At 32.6% G+C, this 16316-nt stretch carries 16 protein-coding genes, 2 tRNA genes and 1 rRNA gene; all 19 read left to right on the forward strand.

The genetic code is table 11. The annotated features are described in order from the left end of the window. Positions 1-20: 20 nt before the first annotated feature. A complete protein-coding gene (gene kdpA, locus IDG65_RS07605) occupies positions 21-1697 on the forward strand; it encodes a potassium-transporting ATPase subunit KdpA (protein WP_000402661.1) in 1677 nt (558 codons plus the stop codon). A gap of 18 nt (positions 1698-1715) precedes the next feature. Further along, on the forward strand, positions 1716-3743 hold the full coding sequence (gene kdpB / locus IDG65_RS07610; protein WP_000546595.1) for a potassium-transporting ATPase subunit KdpB: 2028 nt from the start codon (positions 1716-1718) through the stop codon (positions 3741-3743). 19 nt (positions 3744-3762) lie between these two features. Further along, on the forward strand, positions 3763-4323 hold the full coding sequence (locus IDG65_RS07615; RefSeq protein WP_001092400.1) for a K(+)-transporting ATPase subunit C: 561 nt from the start codon (positions 3763-3765) through the stop codon (positions 4321-4323). Between the two features lie 208 nt (positions 4324-4531). Then, complete coding sequence (locus IDG65_RS07620; RefSeq protein ID WP_001287080.1) at positions 4532-5011, forward strand: PH domain-containing protein; 480 nt, start codon at positions 4532-4534, stop codon at positions 5009-5011. Beyond that, on the forward strand, positions 5004-6587 hold the full coding sequence (locus tag IDG65_RS07625) for a PH domain-containing protein (protein WP_001294624.1): 1584 nt from the start codon (positions 5004-5006) through the stop codon (positions 6585-6587). The genes IDG65_RS07620 and IDG65_RS07625 overlap by 8 nt, the downstream gene beginning before the upstream one ends. Beyond that, positions 6574-7065 carry a PH domain-containing protein gene (locus IDG65_RS07630; RefSeq protein ID WP_001205918.1) on the forward strand — a complete coding sequence of 164 codons (492 nt, stop codon included), beginning with the start codon at positions 6574-6576 and terminating at the stop codon, positions 7063-7065. The genes IDG65_RS07625 and IDG65_RS07630 overlap by 14 nt, the downstream gene beginning before the upstream one ends. A 3-nt stretch (positions 7066-7068) precedes the next feature. Continuing rightward, the gene (gene acpS, locus IDG65_RS07635; protein WP_000581193.1) at positions 7069-7428 is read left to right on the forward strand and encodes a holo-ACP synthase; all 360 of its coding nucleotides are present in this window, start codon (positions 7069-7071) and stop codon (positions 7426-7428) included. A 65-nt stretch (positions 7429-7493) separates the two neighbouring features. Next, a complete protein-coding gene (gene alr / locus IDG65_RS07640) occupies positions 7494-8642 on the forward strand; it encodes an alanine racemase (RefSeq protein WP_001281141.1) in 1149 nt (382 codons plus the stop codon). Between the two features lie 84 nt (positions 8643-8726). Then, on the forward strand, positions 8727-8897 hold the full coding sequence (gene mazE, locus IDG65_RS07645) for a type II toxin-antitoxin system antitoxin MazE (protein WP_000948330.1): 171 nt from the start codon (positions 8727-8729) through the stop codon (positions 8895-8897). Beyond that, positions 8894-9256 (forward strand): type II toxin-antitoxin system PemK/MazF family toxin, encoded by a 363-nt coding sequence (locus IDG65_RS07650; RefSeq protein WP_000621175.1) that lies wholly within the window; start codon positions 8894-8896, stop codon positions 9254-9256. The genes mazE and IDG65_RS07650 overlap by 4 nt, the downstream gene beginning before the upstream one ends. 347 nt (positions 9257-9603) lie before the next feature. Further along, positions 9604-10605, forward strand: a complete 1002-nt coding sequence (locus IDG65_RS07655; protein WP_000390829.1) for a SpoIIE family protein phosphatase — start codon at positions 9604-9606, stop codon at positions 10603-10605. A 119-nt stretch (positions 10606-10724) separates the two neighbouring features. Further along, positions 10725-11051 (forward strand): anti-sigma factor antagonist, encoded by a 327-nt coding sequence (locus IDG65_RS07660; RefSeq protein WP_001052491.1) that lies wholly within the window; start codon positions 10725-10727, stop codon positions 11049-11051. Position 11052: 1 nt separating this feature from the next. Then, complete coding sequence (gene rsbW, locus IDG65_RS07665) at positions 11053-11532, forward strand: anti-sigma B factor RsbW (protein WP_001190825.1); 480 nt, start codon at positions 11053-11055, stop codon at positions 11530-11532. Next, positions 11507-12277 carry an RNA polymerase sigma factor SigB gene (sigB, locus tag IDG65_RS07670; protein ID WP_001041107.1) on the forward strand — a complete coding sequence of 257 codons (771 nt, stop codon included), beginning with the start codon at positions 11507-11509 and terminating at the stop codon, positions 12275-12277. The genes rsbW and sigB overlap by 26 nt, the downstream gene beginning before the upstream one ends. Before the next feature lie 434 nt (positions 12278-12711). Further along, on the forward strand, positions 12712-14862 hold the full coding sequence (locus IDG65_RS07675) for a Tex family protein (RefSeq protein WP_000370135.1): 2151 nt from the start codon (positions 12712-12714) through the stop codon (positions 14860-14862). Beyond that, the gene (locus IDG65_RS07680) at positions 14855-15310 is read left to right on the forward strand and encodes a SprT family protein (protein ID WP_001058105.1); all 456 of its coding nucleotides are present in this window, start codon (positions 14855-14857) and stop codon (positions 15308-15310) included. The genes IDG65_RS07675 and IDG65_RS07680 overlap by 8 nt, the downstream gene beginning before the upstream one ends. A 646-nt stretch (positions 15311-15956) precedes the next feature. Beyond that, positions 15957-16039, forward strand: a tRNA-Leu gene (locus IDG65_RS07685). 21 nt (positions 16040-16060) lie between these two features. Further along, positions 16061-16134: transfer RNA gene (locus IDG65_RS07690), tRNA-Gly, on the forward strand. Positions 16135-16252: 118 nt separating this feature from the next. Further along, positions 16253-16316: ribosomal RNA gene (locus IDG65_RS07695) — 16S ribosomal RNA — on the forward strand; the annotation flags it as partial.

Here is a 16316-nt window from a genome sequence, read left to right on the forward strand (position 1 = left end):
TATATTAAGTGAGGGTTATCATGGAAATAATTTTGTTTCTAACAATGATGGTTATGATTACGTATGTTTTTAGTGGATATTTATATCGCGTAGCATTGGTGCAATCGTCAAGAGTAGATTTAATATTTACTAGATTTGAAAATATGTGTTTTAAAATTATCGGCACAGATTTAGAACACATGTCAGCTAAAACATATGTCAAACATTTTCTGGCATTTAATGGATTTATGGGGGGTATATCATTTGTATTGCTAATAGTTCAGCAATGGCTTTTTTTAAATCCAAATCATAATTTAAACCAATCGATAGATTTAGCGTTTAATACAGCAATATCTTTTTTAACAAATAGTAATTTACAACACTATAACGGTGAATCAGGTGTGACATATTTAACGCAAATGATTGTAATGACATATTTAATGTTTACATCTAGTGCATCAGGTTACGCCGTTTGTATAACGATGTTGAGACGTTTAACTGGATTGACTAATATCATTGGTAATTTTTATCAAGATATTGTTCGGTTTATTGTCCGAGTACTTTTACCATTATCATGTTTAATTAGTATTTTACTGATGACTCAAGGTGTACCACAAACGTTGCATGCTAATTTAATGATTAGGACTTTAAGCGGACATATTCAACATATTGCATTTGGACCTATTGCATCACTTGAATCAATAAAACATCTTGGTACGAATGGTGGAGGATTTTTAGCAGGAAATTCTGCAACACCTTTTGAAAATCCAAATATTTGGAGCAATTTTATAGAAATGGGCAGTATGATGTTACTTCCTATGTCAATGTTGTTCTTATTTGGTCGCATGTTAAGTAGACATGGTAAACGAGTACATCGTCATGCGCTGATATTATTTGTTGCAATGTTTTTCATTTTTATAGCAATTCTTACATTAACTATGTGGAGTGAGTATCGTGGTAATCCAATACTAGCGAATTTAGGCATTTATGGACCGAATATGGAAGGTAAAGAGGTACGGTTTGGAGCAGGCTTGTCAGCACTATTTACAGTTATTACGACGGCATTTACAACGGGTTCTGTTAATAACATGCATGATAGCTTAACGCCTCTAGGTGGATTAGGACCAATGGTATTAATGATGCTAAATGTTGTATTTGGTGGCGAAGGCGTAGGACTCATGAATTTATTGATATATGTCTTACTGACGGTGTTTATATGCAGTTTGATGGTTGGTAAAACACCAGAATATTTAAATATGCCAATTGGCGCCCGTGAAATGAAATGTATTGTCTTAGTCTTTCTCATACATCCAATTTTAAGTTTAGTATTTTCAGCACTTGCTTTTATGATTCCTGGAGCAAGTGAAAGTATAACGAATCCGTCTTTTCATGGTATCTCACAAGTTATGTATGAAATGACGTCAGCTGCAGCGAACAATGGATCAGGGTTTGAAGGACTGAAAGATGATACAACATTCTGGAATATCTCTACAGGAATCATTATGTTGCTTTCTCGTTATATACCAATTATTTTGCAATTAATGATTGCATCAAGTTTAGTGAATAAAAAATCATACCACCAAGATAAATATACAATAGCGATTGATAAACCTTATTTTGGCGTATCACTAATCGTATTTATCGTTTTACTAAGTGGTTTGACATTTATTCCAGTACTATTACTTGGTCCTATTGGTGAATTTTTAACTTTAAAATAAAGTAAAGGGATGGAAAAAATGCATCATGTAAATAAATATTTCAATCAAACAATGGTGATAGAAGCTTTGAAAATGAGTTTTTATAAGCTGAATCCTAAACAATTAATAAAAAATCCGATAATGTTTGTCGTTGAGGTTGGAATGATTTTAACGTTGATATTAATATGTTTTCCTGACATATTTGGAACTAGCTATCTATCGCGAGGTTATTTGATTACAATTTTTATCATATTATTAATAACTATATTGTTTGCTAATTTTTCAGAAGCCTTTGCTGAAGGTCGTGGAAAAGCGCAAGCTGATAGTTTAAGACAAGCACAATCAAATTTAACTGCTCGATTGATAGAAGAAAATGGTGCGTATCGGATAGTGAACGCCACAGAGTTAAAAGCCGGACAAAATATTCGGGTAGAAAATGGAGAAACAATCCCTGCTGATGGCGTTGTAATAAATGGATTAGCAACCGTTGATGAATCTGCAATTACTGGTGAGTCTGCACCTGTGATAAAAGAATCAGGTGGCGATTTTGATGGAGTCATTGGCGGTACACTTGTAACATCTGATTGGTTAGAAATACGTGTTGAGAGTGAAGCGGGTACATCTTTTTTAGATAAAATGATTGCCTTAGTTGAAGGGGCGGAAAGAAATAAAACACCAAATGAAATTGCACTTTTTACATTATTAACAACGTTAACAATTATATTTTTAGTCGTTATTGAAACGTTATATCCAATAGCATCTTACCTGCATTTAATTTTACCTATTGCGATGCTCATTGCGTTAACAGTATGTTTAATACCAACGACAATCGGTGGTTTGTTATCGGCGATTGGTATTGCAGGCATGGATCGTGTTACTCAATTCAATGTATTAGCGAAAAGTGGGCGTGCTGTAGAAGTATGTGGAGATGTCGATGTAATGATTTTAGACAAGACAGGGACAATCACTTATGGCAATCGAATCGCTAGTGAATTTTTACCAGTGAATCAACAAATGCTGGAAAAATTGATAGTCGCTGCTTATATGTCATCAATCTACGATGATACGCCAGAAGGAAAAAGTATTGTACGATTAGCGAAGCAGATGTATATAAATGAGCTGCCTAAAGACATTGATGGCACATATAAGCCTTTTACAGCTGAAACTAGAATGAGCGGAATCATTACAAATGAAATATCGGTATTCAAAGGTGCACCTAATAGTATGATAAATCTTGTCAAACAACAACAAGGCAATATTCCTCTTAATATTGAGTCTCTCTGTATGGATGTATCGAGTAAAGGTGGCACACCATTAATAGTCATTGAAAACAATGTCATGCTTGGCGTGATTTATTTAAAAGATGTGATTAAAGATGGTCTTGTAGAACGATTTACTGAATTGAGAAAAATGGGGATTGAAACAGTTATGTGTACGGGTGATAATGCTTTAACAGCAGCTACAATTGCAAAAGAAGCGGGTGTTGATAGATTTGTTGCAGAGTGTAAACCCGAGGATAAAATTAAAGTCATCAAAGATGAACAAGCGAAAGGCCATATTGTTGCGATGACAGGAGATGGTACAAATGATGCACCTGCGCTAGCACAAGCGAATATAGGATTAGCTATGAACTCAGGGACAATTAGTGCTAAAGAGGCGGCCAATCTAATTGATTTAGATTCGAATCCTACAAAGTTAATAGAGGTTGTAAAAATAGGCAAACAATTATTAATGACGAGAGGTGCATTAACGACATTTAGTTTAGCTAATGATGTAGCAAAATACTTTGCAATTTTACCTGCACTAATGATGTCAACGATTCCAGAAATGACTTCACTAAATATTATGCATTTATCGTCACCTAAATCTGCAATCATATCAGCTTTGATATTCAATGCATTAATCATTGTTGCCTTAATTCCAATTGCCATGAAAGGTGTAAAAGTAAAGGGGTACAGCATTGATAGAATTTTTATAAATAATATGTTGATTTATGGATTAGGTGGATTAATCGTCCCGTTTTTAGGCATTAAATTAATAGATATGATTGTACAATTTTTTGTGTAAAGAGGAAGGAGCCTGTACCATGAATACGATAAGAAATAGTATTTGTTTAACGATAATAACTATAGTATTATGTGGATTTTTATTCCCGTTAGCTATCACGTTAATTGGTCAAATATTTTTTTATCAACAAGCAAATGGTAGTTTAATTACGTATGACAATCGTATAGTTGGATCAAAATTGATTGGACAGCACTGGACAGAGAGACGATATTTTTACGGGAGACCGAGTGCAGTTGATTATAATATGAATCCTGAAAAATTATATAAAAATGGCGTATCATCAGGTGGAAGTAATGAATCGAATGGAAACAACGAATTAATAGCACGTGTGAAACATCATGTTAAATTTGGTAATTCAAATGTAACAATAGATGCTGCAACAAGTTCTGGGTCGGGCTTAGATCCGCATATTACGGTTGAAAATGCATTGAAGCAAGCACCTCGTATTGCTGATGTTCGTCATATATCTACTTCAAGAGTGGCCGACTTGATTCAACATCGTAAGCAGCGTGGTGTGTTAACAAATGATTATGTGAATGTGCTTGAACTAAATATTGCACTTGATAATATGAAAGATTGAATATAGATGAAAGGCATCATGTTGATAAAATTATAACATGGTGTCTTTTTAGCAATTCAAGCACTTTCTGCTTAACTAAATTTTTAGATGTACCTTTAGGAAGAATAAATTAGCATGAAATATTCCATATGCTATAATTATCAACATATAAAAATAAAATGAAATAGATTATAAATCCGTATAATTTTTTATTTGGGGAGAGGGGTACATGTCAGATTATACTAAGTTGTCTAAGAGTCCTAAGTCAGCATTGTTGTATTACTACATTACGAATGGCTTAGAATTTATATTGAGTGTAGCTGTGTATGTCATTTTTTATTTTATATGGTTAAGATTTGAATGGCCACATTACTTACTTTATATTTTGTTGGTTTTAGGTGCTCTGAGTACATTAAAATTATTTATTAAGCCTTTATGGCAATATCATTGTCGCTTTTATCAAGTTGATCAACTAAGTGTACAATATCGTACATCATTTTTAATATACAAAGAAGAAACGAGTCGAATTGAACGTTTACAATACTTGTCGATTAAATCTAATCCAATTAGTAAAGTGCTTAATTTGTATAAAGTTGGATTTATGACTGCAGGTCATACTATTAATTTACCGATGATGTCACATGACGATGTTAAAATAATCGAAGCGAGAGCTATGTCGAATTTGAGAGGGGTTGAAAGTGATGTCTGAACCTCAAAAATTACATCCGATTTCATATTTTAATGGCATAATTAATGCTATCAAACAAAACATAGTCGTCTTTTTTATTTTCATTATCTTTCAATTGAAGGATTTTGATTATACGAATCCCGAATCATATTTATGGATAGGTATTGTATTTGTATTCTTTTTAATATCATACATTTCTCAAATTGTCGGAATTATGAACACTCGTTATTGGATTGAGGATAATTATTTCATTTTAACAACAGGTATTTTTAATAAAAAGCGTAAAGAATTAAATATAAAACGTATTCAGTCCGTTGATATGACACAAGGGGTCGTCAATCAAATTATTGGTGGTGTGGATTTACAAATCAAAACACCAAGTGATGGTATTGTCTTAAGTGTTATTTCGAAAAAACAAGGTGAATATCTTGAACGATATATTGATCAATTGCAAACAGAGTTGAAGACAGAAGGGGCGCAAAAGTCTAGTGCTGAGAAGAATGACAACTGTAATCATGACATTGAAGGTAATGTGGAAGATATCGCAGAAGGTCGCTTAGATGAAGTGCAGAACACTGATAGTATGCTTAATCAGAAAAATAAACGCATTCCTATATATCAGATGAATTTTAAAGAATCACTATTTATGGCAATGACCAGTGGCGCCATTGGTGTAACGTTAGCAGCTTTAGTACCGATTTACGGCGCTGTAAGAGAGTTGATCCCGTGGTCGAAGCTAAATCATGAGATTAGTCAATGGGTTCAAATTGTAAGTATTTCAGTATTAATCATCATTTTACTAGTATTAATAGTGGCATATATTATTGGAACGATTATAACGATGATAAGATTTTATGGCTTTTCGGTGATGCTTGAAAATGAGCAACTTAAAATTGAATATGGTCTCTTTAACAAGAAGAAAGTAACTGTACCAACGAGACGATTGCAAGCTGTTGTTGAACGTCAGTCATATATACGAAGAATATTTGGCTACACAGCAATACATTTTATCATCACAAGTGATTTTGAAAATAAAAAAATCGAAGATGATGACAATGATTCAGGTAGTGTGACGATATTGCCGTTTATTAAACGAGACAAAGCATATCAAATTATCCAGAATTTAGTACCAGATTTATCTTATCAACAAGTTAATGAAGGTATGCCTTTTTCAGGTTTTCACAGACACTTTTTAATGCCTAGTATTATTGTCATAGCTATGGCAGGTATTGGCTGTTATTTTTGGAATCAATTATTATTGTTATTTACGATTATAACAATAGTCATTATTGGTTTATTTGTGATCAAAGGATATCTTTATGTCAAACATGCGGGTTTTAAAATGACAGAAGAACAAATTACTATCCAGAATTTCGAGCTATTGAAACGAAATATTTATTATTTTAAAGCGCATCACATTATAGGATTTGACACTTGGCAACATACATTACTTAAACGCAACAATTTAAATAATTTTAGCTTTATTGTTGCTAAAGGTGTGGGAGCCCAATCGATTAACTTAAAATACGCAAGAAGTGAAGATGCAAATAAATTGAAATCATGGTATTTGAGAGGTGAAAATGATGAGGGATTATAATTTTATGTCACCACACGCTAAAAAAGTGATGAGGTTAAGTGCTGTGATGTTTTGGATACCAATAGCGCTTGTACTTTTAATCGCATTTAATATTTTGAACTGGCTATTTTGGGAGATATTAGATAACTATATATCCATTGTTAGTAGTGTGATTATAATATTACTTGTTGCTGTTTTCACGCTTGTTATAGCGCCAGTCTATCGATATAAGCACTGCAGATATGCATTTGAAAAACACCATTTGCGTGTACGAAACGGCATTTTATTTTTGGATGAAAAAGTAATACCATATTTTCGTATTCAAAATATTGATATCGATGTTGGTCCTATAATGAGACGCTATCGATTAGCAACTTTGACACTTTTTACAGCGGGTGGTCAAGCTGAAATTGAATTAATAGATAGAAGTGAAGCACGTAGATTGAAACGGTGGTTAAATAACGAGAGACATTTAGAAAACAATAAAAATGAGGAATAATCAATGATACATGGAATTGGTGTAGATTTAATCGAAATCGATCGAATAAAAGCGTTATATAGTAAGCAACCAAAATTGGTTGAGCGGATTTTAACAAAAAATGAACAGCACAAATTCAACAATTTCACACATGAGCAACGTAAAATTGAATTTTTAGCTGGCAGGTTTGCTACAAAAGAAGCGTTCAGTAAAGCATTAGGCACAGGCTTAGGAAAACATGTAGCTTTTAACGATATAGACTGTTACAACGACGAACTTGGCAAACCAAAGATTGATTACGAAGGGTTTATCGTACATGTTAGTATCTCACACACTGAGCATTATGCGATGAGCCAAGTTGTTTTAGAAAAGTCAGCATTTTAAATTTGTTATACAATGATAATTAAGATTTAGTTTTAAAACGTGTGGGAATTACAGGAGGAAGTAATATGTCGGATAAATATTATAGATCTGCGTATATGAATGTAGATTTAAACGCTGTTGCATCAAATTTCAAAGTATTCAGTACATTGCATCCAAATAAAACAGTGATGGCTGTCGTTAAAGCCAATGCCTATGGACTAGGTAGTGTTAAAGTAGCACGTCATTTAATGGAAAATGGCGCCACATTTTTTGCTGTAGCAACGTTAGATGAAGCGATAGAACTTAGAATGCATGGGATTACTGCTAAAATTTTAGTCTTAGGTGTGTTACCAGCTAAAGATATTGATAAAGCGATACAACACCGAGTTGCCTTAACGGTTCCGTCTAAACAGTGGTTGAAAGAAGCAATTAAAAACATTTCTGGTGAGCAAGAGAAAAAGTTATGGTTGCATATTAAATTAGATACAGGAATGGGACGTTTAGGTATTAAAGATACTAAAACGTATCAAGAAGTGATTGAAATCATTCAACAATATGAGCAACTTGTATTTGAAGGCGTGTTTACACACTTTGCCTGTGCTGACGAACCAGGAGATATGACAACTGAACAATATCAACGTTTTAAAGATATGGTCAATGAAGCAATTAAACCTGAATATATACATTGTCAGAACTCAGCAGGTTCTCTATTAATGGATTGCCAATTCTGTAATGCAATAAGACCAGGAATTTCCCTTTATGGATATTATCCATCAGAGTATGTACAGCAAAAAGTTAAAGTACACCTTAAACCAAGTGTGCAATTAATTGCTAATGTAGTTCAAACAAAGACGCTACAAGCGGGTGAGTCTGTAAGTTATGGTGCAACTTATACAGCTACTGATCCAACAACAATAGCATTGTTACCTATTGGATATGCAGATGGCTATTTACGCATTATGCAAGGTAGCTTTGTAAATGTAAATGGTCATCAATGCGAAATTATTGGTCGCGTATGTATGGATCAGACAATTGTAAAAGTGCCAAATCAAGTTAAAGCTGGAGATTCGGTGATTTTAATAGATAATCATAGAGAAAGTCCACAGTCGGTAGAGGTGGCAGCTGAGAAGCAACATACTATTAATTATGAAGTGCTTTGTAACTTGTCGAGACGTTTGCCGCGAATCTATCATGATGGTGATCAACGTTTTGTAACAAATGAATTGTTAAAATAATATGGTCAGTGCATATAAAATTTGTTATCATTAGAGTAATTAAAGGTCATTTAATAACTTTTGGAATCAATTGGAGGTTCTCATATGTTATCTTTTAGTCAAAATAGAAGTCATAGCTTAGAACAATCTTTAAAAGAAGGATATTCACAAATGGCTGATTTAAATCTCTCCCTAGCGAACGAAGCTTTTCCGATAGAGTGTGAAGCATGCGATTGCAACGAATCATATTTATCTTCTAATTCAACGAATGAATGATTAGACGAGGAGATGTTTATTTAGCAGATTTATCACCAGTACAGGGATCTGAACAAGGGGGAGTCAGACCTGTAGTCATTATTCAAAATGACACTGGTAATAAATATAGTCCTACAGTTATTGTTGCGGCAATAACTGGTAGGATTAATAAAGCGAAAATACCGACACATGTAGAGATTGAAAAGAAAAAATATAAATTGGATAAAGACTCAGTCATATTATTAGAACAAATTCGTACACTTGATAAAAAACGATTGAAAGAAAAACTGACGTATTTATCCGATGATAAAATGAAAGAAGTAGATAATGCACTAATGATTAGTTTAGGGCTGAATGCAGTAGCTCATCAGAAAAATTAGGCGTCTATTATATGTATTTTTCAGAGATAAATAAAATATTGATATAAAAGACAATAACTTTATAATAATTATAACTATTTCTAAATTCTGTGCGAAGAATTTCTTATAAATTAAGATTTTAGCAAATACCAGTTATGATATTCATATTTTTTATTATAAAAGGATGTCTTAAGTTTTTTAGGCTTTAGGTATTCCATCCTAAAGTTTTTTTAGCTTAAAAGTATCATCTACAGCAAAATTGCAAACGACAAAATTGATAAGTGCAATTAAATAAATGTTAGTAAGTGAATCATAATTATCCTTGCTTAAGCATTTGCTTTGTAAGGGAAGTGAGGAGGCAACTAATCGTGGAAGAATTTAAGCAACATTATAAGGGTTTAATTGATGAAAGTTTAACGTGCCAAGATAAAGTAGAATTGATAAAAAAGTGTGAGAAATACACTGACGAAGTGATTCGTAAGGACGTCTTGCCTGAAGACATTGTCGATATTCACAAAAACTATATATTGACGTTAAACTTAACGCGTGAAGATGTGTTCAAGACATTAGATGTCTTACAAGAAATCGTTAAAGGCTTTGGTTATAGTTATCGAGATTATCAAAGATTGGTAGATAAACTTCAAGTTCACGATAAAGAGATAGACTTAGCTTCTAGCTTACAACAAACAATGCTTAAAACAGATATTCCACAATTTGATAGTATTCAAATTGGCGTTATTTCAGTGGCAGCACAAAAAGTAAGTGGAGATTATTTTAATTTAATTGACCATAACGATGGCACAATGAGCTTTGCTGTTGCAGATGTCATTGGAAAAGGTATACCAGCTGCTTTAGCAATGAGTATGATAAAGTTTGGTATGGATTCTTATGGACACTCACAATTACCGAGTGATGGCTTAAAACGTTTAAATCGTGTTGTTGAAAAGAATATTAATCAAAATATGTTCGTCACAATGTTTTATGGTTTATATGAAGAAATGAACCATTTATTGTATTGTAGTTCAGCTGGTCATGAGCCTGGATATATTTATCGCGCTGAAAAAGAAGAATTTGAAGAAATTTCAGTTAGAGGTAGAGTGTTAGGAATCAGTTCACAAACACGATATCAACAACAAGAAATTCCAATATACCTTGATGATTTAATTATCATTTTAACGGATGGTGTGACTGAAGCTAGAAATAGTGAAGGTACCTTTATAGATAAACAAAAACTTTTAGAATATATTAAAAAACATAAACATATGCACCCACAAGATATTGTTCAAATTATCTATGAAGCAATTTTAAAGCTTCAAAACCCAAATAAAAAAGATGATATGACTATTTTGATTATAAAAAGAGTAAATTAATTTTTAAAAAAAAGATTAGAAATTATTTCGATGGGTATATAATAATTTGAAATATAAATATGGTGGATACAGCGCTTAAAATGAAGATAAATATTTTTAATAAGTAGGAGTGTAATGAAATGAATCTTAATATAGAAACAACCACTCAAGATAAATTTTACGAAGTTAAAGTCGGTGGAGAATTAGATGTTTATACTGTGCCTGAATTAGAAGAGGTTTTAACACCTATGAGACAAGATGGAACTCGTGATATTTATGTTAATTTAGAAAATGTGAGTTATATGGATTCGACAGGTTTAGGTTTATTCGTAGGTACATTAAAAGCATTAAACCAAAATGATAAAGAACTATACATTTTAGGTGTGTCAGATCGTATCGGTAGACTATTTGAAATTACTGGTCTTAAGGATTTAATGCATGTTAATGAAGGAACGGAGGTCGAATAACATGCAATCTAAAGAAGATTTTATCGAAATGCGCGTGCCAGCATCGGCAGAGTATGTAAGTTTAATTCGTTTAACACTTTCTGGCGTTTTTTCGAGAGCTGGTGCTACATATGATGATATTGAAGATGCCAAGATTGCAGTTAGTGAAGCTGTGACAAATGCAGTTAAACATGCATACAAAGAAAAAAACAATGTGGGCATTATTAACATATATTTTGAAATTTTAGAAGATAAAATTAAAATTGTTATTTCTGATAAAGGTGACAGTTTTGATTATGAAACAACTAAATCAAAAATAGGTCCATACGATAAAGACGAAAATATAGACTTTTTACGCGAAGGTGGCCTAGGTTTATTTTTAATCGAATCTTTAATGGATGAAGTGACAGTATATAAAGAATCTGGTGTGACAATCAGTATGACTAAGTATATAAAAAAAGAGCAGGTGCGAAATAATGGCGAAAGAGTCGAAATCAGCTAATGAAGTTTCACCTGAGCAAATTAACCAATGGATTAAAGAACACCAAGAAAATAAGAATACAGATGCACAAGATAAGTTAGTTAAACATTACCAAAAACTAATTGAGTCATTGGCATATAAATATTCTAAAGGACAATCACATCACGAAGATTTAGTTCAAGTTGGTATGGTTGGTTTAATAGGTGCCATAAATAGATTCGATATGTCCTTTGAACGGAAGTTTGAAGCCTTTTTAGTACCTACTGTAATCGGTGAAATCAAAAGATATCTACGAGATAAAACTTGGAGTGTACATGTTCCGAGACGTATTAAAGAAATTGGGCCAAGAATCAAAAAAGTGAGCGATGAACTAACCGCTGAATTAGAGCGTTCACCTTCTATCAGTGAAATAGCTGATCGATTAGAAGTTTCAGAAGAAGAAGTGTTAGAAGCAATGGAAATGGGACAAAGTTATAATGCGTTAAGTGTTGATCATTCCATTGAAGCTGATAAAGATGGTTCAACTGTTACGCTATTAGATATTATGGGGCAACAAGATGACCATTATGACTTAACTGAAAAACGTATGATTTTAGAAAAAATATTACCTATATTATCTGATCGCGAACGAGAAATCATACAATGTACGTTTATTGAAGGATTGAGTCAAAAAGAGACAGGTGAGCGTATCGGTTTAAGTCAAATGCATGTATCACGACTTCAGAGAACGGCAATTAAGAAATTACAAGAAGCAGCACATAAATAGAATTTGCTTATTAATGATACGTTTTATAATGAAAAATCCATATAATTATCCCTTGATTATTAAATTGAAATCGAGGGGTATTTTTAATTTAATTAAGGTTTTCGAATTAATGCGTTATTAACGTAGTTTAATGTGTATCCACATAAATGTCGCGATATAGTATTAATAATTTAAGTGAAGAAGATATCTAATTGTCGGTTTAATTAAGTGGATTGCTATTAGAATAAAAAAAGTAGGCTTAGATTATGAAATTTAGGAAATGATGGTGTGTCATTTTCAATAATCTTAGTGCATTTTAAAATGTTGTATGACCTAATAATTCATTTTTAAAGTTTTGGAAGTTAAAATTGCATTAAGTATCATACCTTAATAGAAGTATTTTAGAATATGTTAAAATAAATGAGTAAATTTAAGAAAAAGTGTGGGTTAAGTAAATGGACAATCAATTGATTAATTCAATCATAGAGAAATATCAATTTAGTAAAAAACAAATTGAAGCAGTGTTAACACTGCTAGAAGAAAAAAATACAGTACCATTTATTGCGAGGTATCGAAAAGAGCAAACTGGTGGACTAGATGAAGTTCAAATAAAGCAAATTGATGACGAATACCAATATATGGTCAATTTACAAAAACGTAAAGAAGAAGTTATCAAAAATATAGAACAGCAAGGATTACTTACTGAGGAATTAAAGAACGATATTTTAAAACAGAACAAATTACAACGTGTTGAAGACCTATATAGACCTTTTAAACAAAAGAAAAAGACAAGGGCAACTGAGGCGAAACGTAAAGGGTTAGAACCATTAGCGATATGGATGAAGGCACGTAAACATGAAGTCTCAATTGAAGAAAAAGCACAACAATTTATAAATGAAGAAGTGCAATCGGTTGAAGATGCTATCAAAGGTGCACAAGATATTATTGCGGAACAAATTTCAGATAATCCTAAATATAGAACAAAAATTTTAAAAGATATGTATCATCAAGGTGTGTTAACTTCATCTAAAAAGAAAAATGCTGAAGATGAAAAAGGTATTTTTGAAATGTACTATAAATATAGTGAGCCAATTAAACGCATTGCTAACCATAGAGTTTTAGCTGTTAATCGTGGTGAAAAAGAGAAAGTATTATCTGTAAAGTTTGAATTCGATACGACAACAGTAGAGGATTTCATTGCACGTCAAGAAATCAATCATAACAATGTAAATCGCAGTTATATTTTAGAGGCGATTAAAGATAGCTTGAAACGCTTAATTGTCCCTTCGATAGAGCGTGAAATCCATGCTGATTTAACTGAAAAAGCTGAAAATCATGCAATAGATGTTTTTAGTGAAAACTTAAGAAATCTATTACTGCAACCTCCAATGAAAGGTAAACAAATATTAGGCGTAGATCCAGCATTTAGAACAGGTTGTAAATTAGCAGTCATTAACCCATTCGGTACTTTTATAGCAAAAGGTGTGATTTATCCGCATCCACCAGTTTCTAAAAAAGAGGCAGCAGAGAAGGATTTTGTACAAATGGTTAAAGCGTATGATGTGCAATTAATTGCAATTGGCAATGGTACTGCAAGTCGTGAAACAGAACATTTTGTTGCAGATTTAATTAAAAAGCATCAGTTGCCAGTACAATTCATCATTGTCAATGAAGCGGGCGCTTCAGTATACTCAGCATCAGAAATTGCTAGAGATGAATTTCCTGATTTTCAAGTGGAAGAAAGAAGTGCCGTATCAATTGGACGACGCGTTCAAGATCCATTAAGTGAATTAGTTAAAATCGATCCTAAATCTATTGGTGTCGGACAATACCAGCATGATGTTAATCAAAAAGCACTAGAAAATGCATTAACTTTCGTTGTTGAAACAGCAGTTAACCAAGTAGGTGTTGATGTCAATACAGCATCATCATCATTATTACAATATGTGTCTGGTCTAAGTTCGCAAATTGCTAAAAATATAATTGCATATAGAGAAGAAAATGGCGCAATAAAGCATAATAAAGAGTTAAGCAAGATTAAGCGTTTGGGTGCTAAAACTTTTGAGCAGAGTATAGGATTTTTAAGAATAGTAGACGGGTCAGAGCCATTGGATAATACATCGATTCATCCCGAAAGCTATAAAGTAACGTATCAGTTATTAGATAAACTCGGATTTGGTGGTAATGATTTAGGTAGTGATGCATTAAAAGCTAAATTAAATTCATTGGATATGGATGAACTGGCGATTGAATTACAAGTCGGTGTACCTACATTAGAGGATATTATTAAATCCTTGAAAGCACCTAATCGAGATCCAAGGGACGAGTTTGAAACACCAATCCTTAAATCCGATGTGCTATCAATTGAAGATTTAAAAGAAGGAATGAAATTGAGTGGCACGGTTAGAAATGTAGTAGATTTTGGAGCATTTGTAGATATAGGTGTTAAACAAGATGGACTTGTCCATGTTTCGAAACTTTCTAAGAAGTTCGTAAAAAATCCAATGGATATTGTCAGTGTCGGTGATATCGTTGACGTTTGGATTTACAGTATTGACAAAAATAAAGACAAAGTATCATTAACGATGATTGATCCACATGAATAATGACAAACTTCAGCGAATGGTCGAGAACCTTTCGGAAGAAAAATTTGGACGTACGTTTCAACATCGTGCATATTTTAATAAAAGGTTACGTACAACAGGCGGACGTTATCTTTTAAAGTCTCATGATATTGAGATTAATCCAAAACAATATGAGCATTATGGAGAAGATGCTGTTGTAAAAATTATACTGCACGAATTGTGTCATTATCACTTGCATATTGCTGGTAAAGGTTATCAGCATAAAGATCGAGATTTTAAACGATTGAGCCAACAGGTTGGAGCACCTAGATTTTGTAACAGCATCGAAAGCTATCAACAACGGGCAAATTATGAATATTATTGCACTAAATGTCATGCAAAATATATACGTATCCGTAAAGTTGATACGACTCGTATGCGTTGTGGACATTGCAATGGAAAATTAAGAATGAAAAAACAATTGAAATAAGTACAATACAAATAGAGCTAATTCATGTATATGTAAGATTATTTATGAGTTGTATGGAATTTATATAGAATTTATCAGTGAGTTATTTTGATTGGTAAACATAGTAATTGAATAAGAAGAAATTGTGTTTATAAAATGTTTAAAGCCGAGATTGTCGTAATTTAATACTTCGCAATCTCGGCTTTTCTACTTATGATATAGGTAATGGCATAAATTGTGGCTTGATAGGATGAAATTAAATTGATTAGATTAAAAATCCTGGCGTATTTTAGTAATGAATAATATATAAACTTTACCAAATTAAAGCTTTAAAGTGGCATAAAAGATAATTATACATTTTTAATGACATTTTGATTGAACTTTTCTATTGACTGTACAGCTTATAGTTAGTATGATTAAACACGTTCCTTAAAAAAGAACAAATTAAATAAACTTTGATTTGAAAGACAGTCAATTCTAAATTTAATTTATAAAATATGTTGACAATAAGTTCTTAATGTTTTATTATAAATAGCGTTGTGTTAACAACTGATAACACAAATTAATTTAATGTAAAAAAACGATTAAAAGTTATTGACAAATATTTTTAAACATAATATAATAAATAACGTTCTAAAAAACGAAGATGTTTTAAATGCCTATATCCGCGGTCGTGGCGGAATGGCAGACGCGCTAGGTTGAGGGCCTAGTGGGAGAAATCCCGTGGAGGTTCAAGTCCTCTCGGCCGCATCAAAATTCTTAATTAAATAAGCGGGTGTAGTTTAATGGCAAAACCTCAGCCTTCCAAGCTGATGTTGTGGGTTCGATTCCCATCACCCGCTCCATAGATAATTTTAATGAACATTGAAAACTGAATGACAATATGTCAACGTTAATTCCAAAAACGTAACTATAAGTTACAAACATTATTTAGTATTTATGAGCTAATCAAACATCATAATTTTTATGGAGAGTTTGATCCTGGCTCAGGATGAACGCTGGCGGCGTGCCTAATACATGCAAGTCG

The organism is Staphylococcus sp. EG-SA-17 (genome assembly GCF_017151845.1).
Lineage (GTDB): Bacteria > Bacillota > Bacilli > Staphylococcales > Staphylococcaceae > Staphylococcus > Staphylococcus aureus.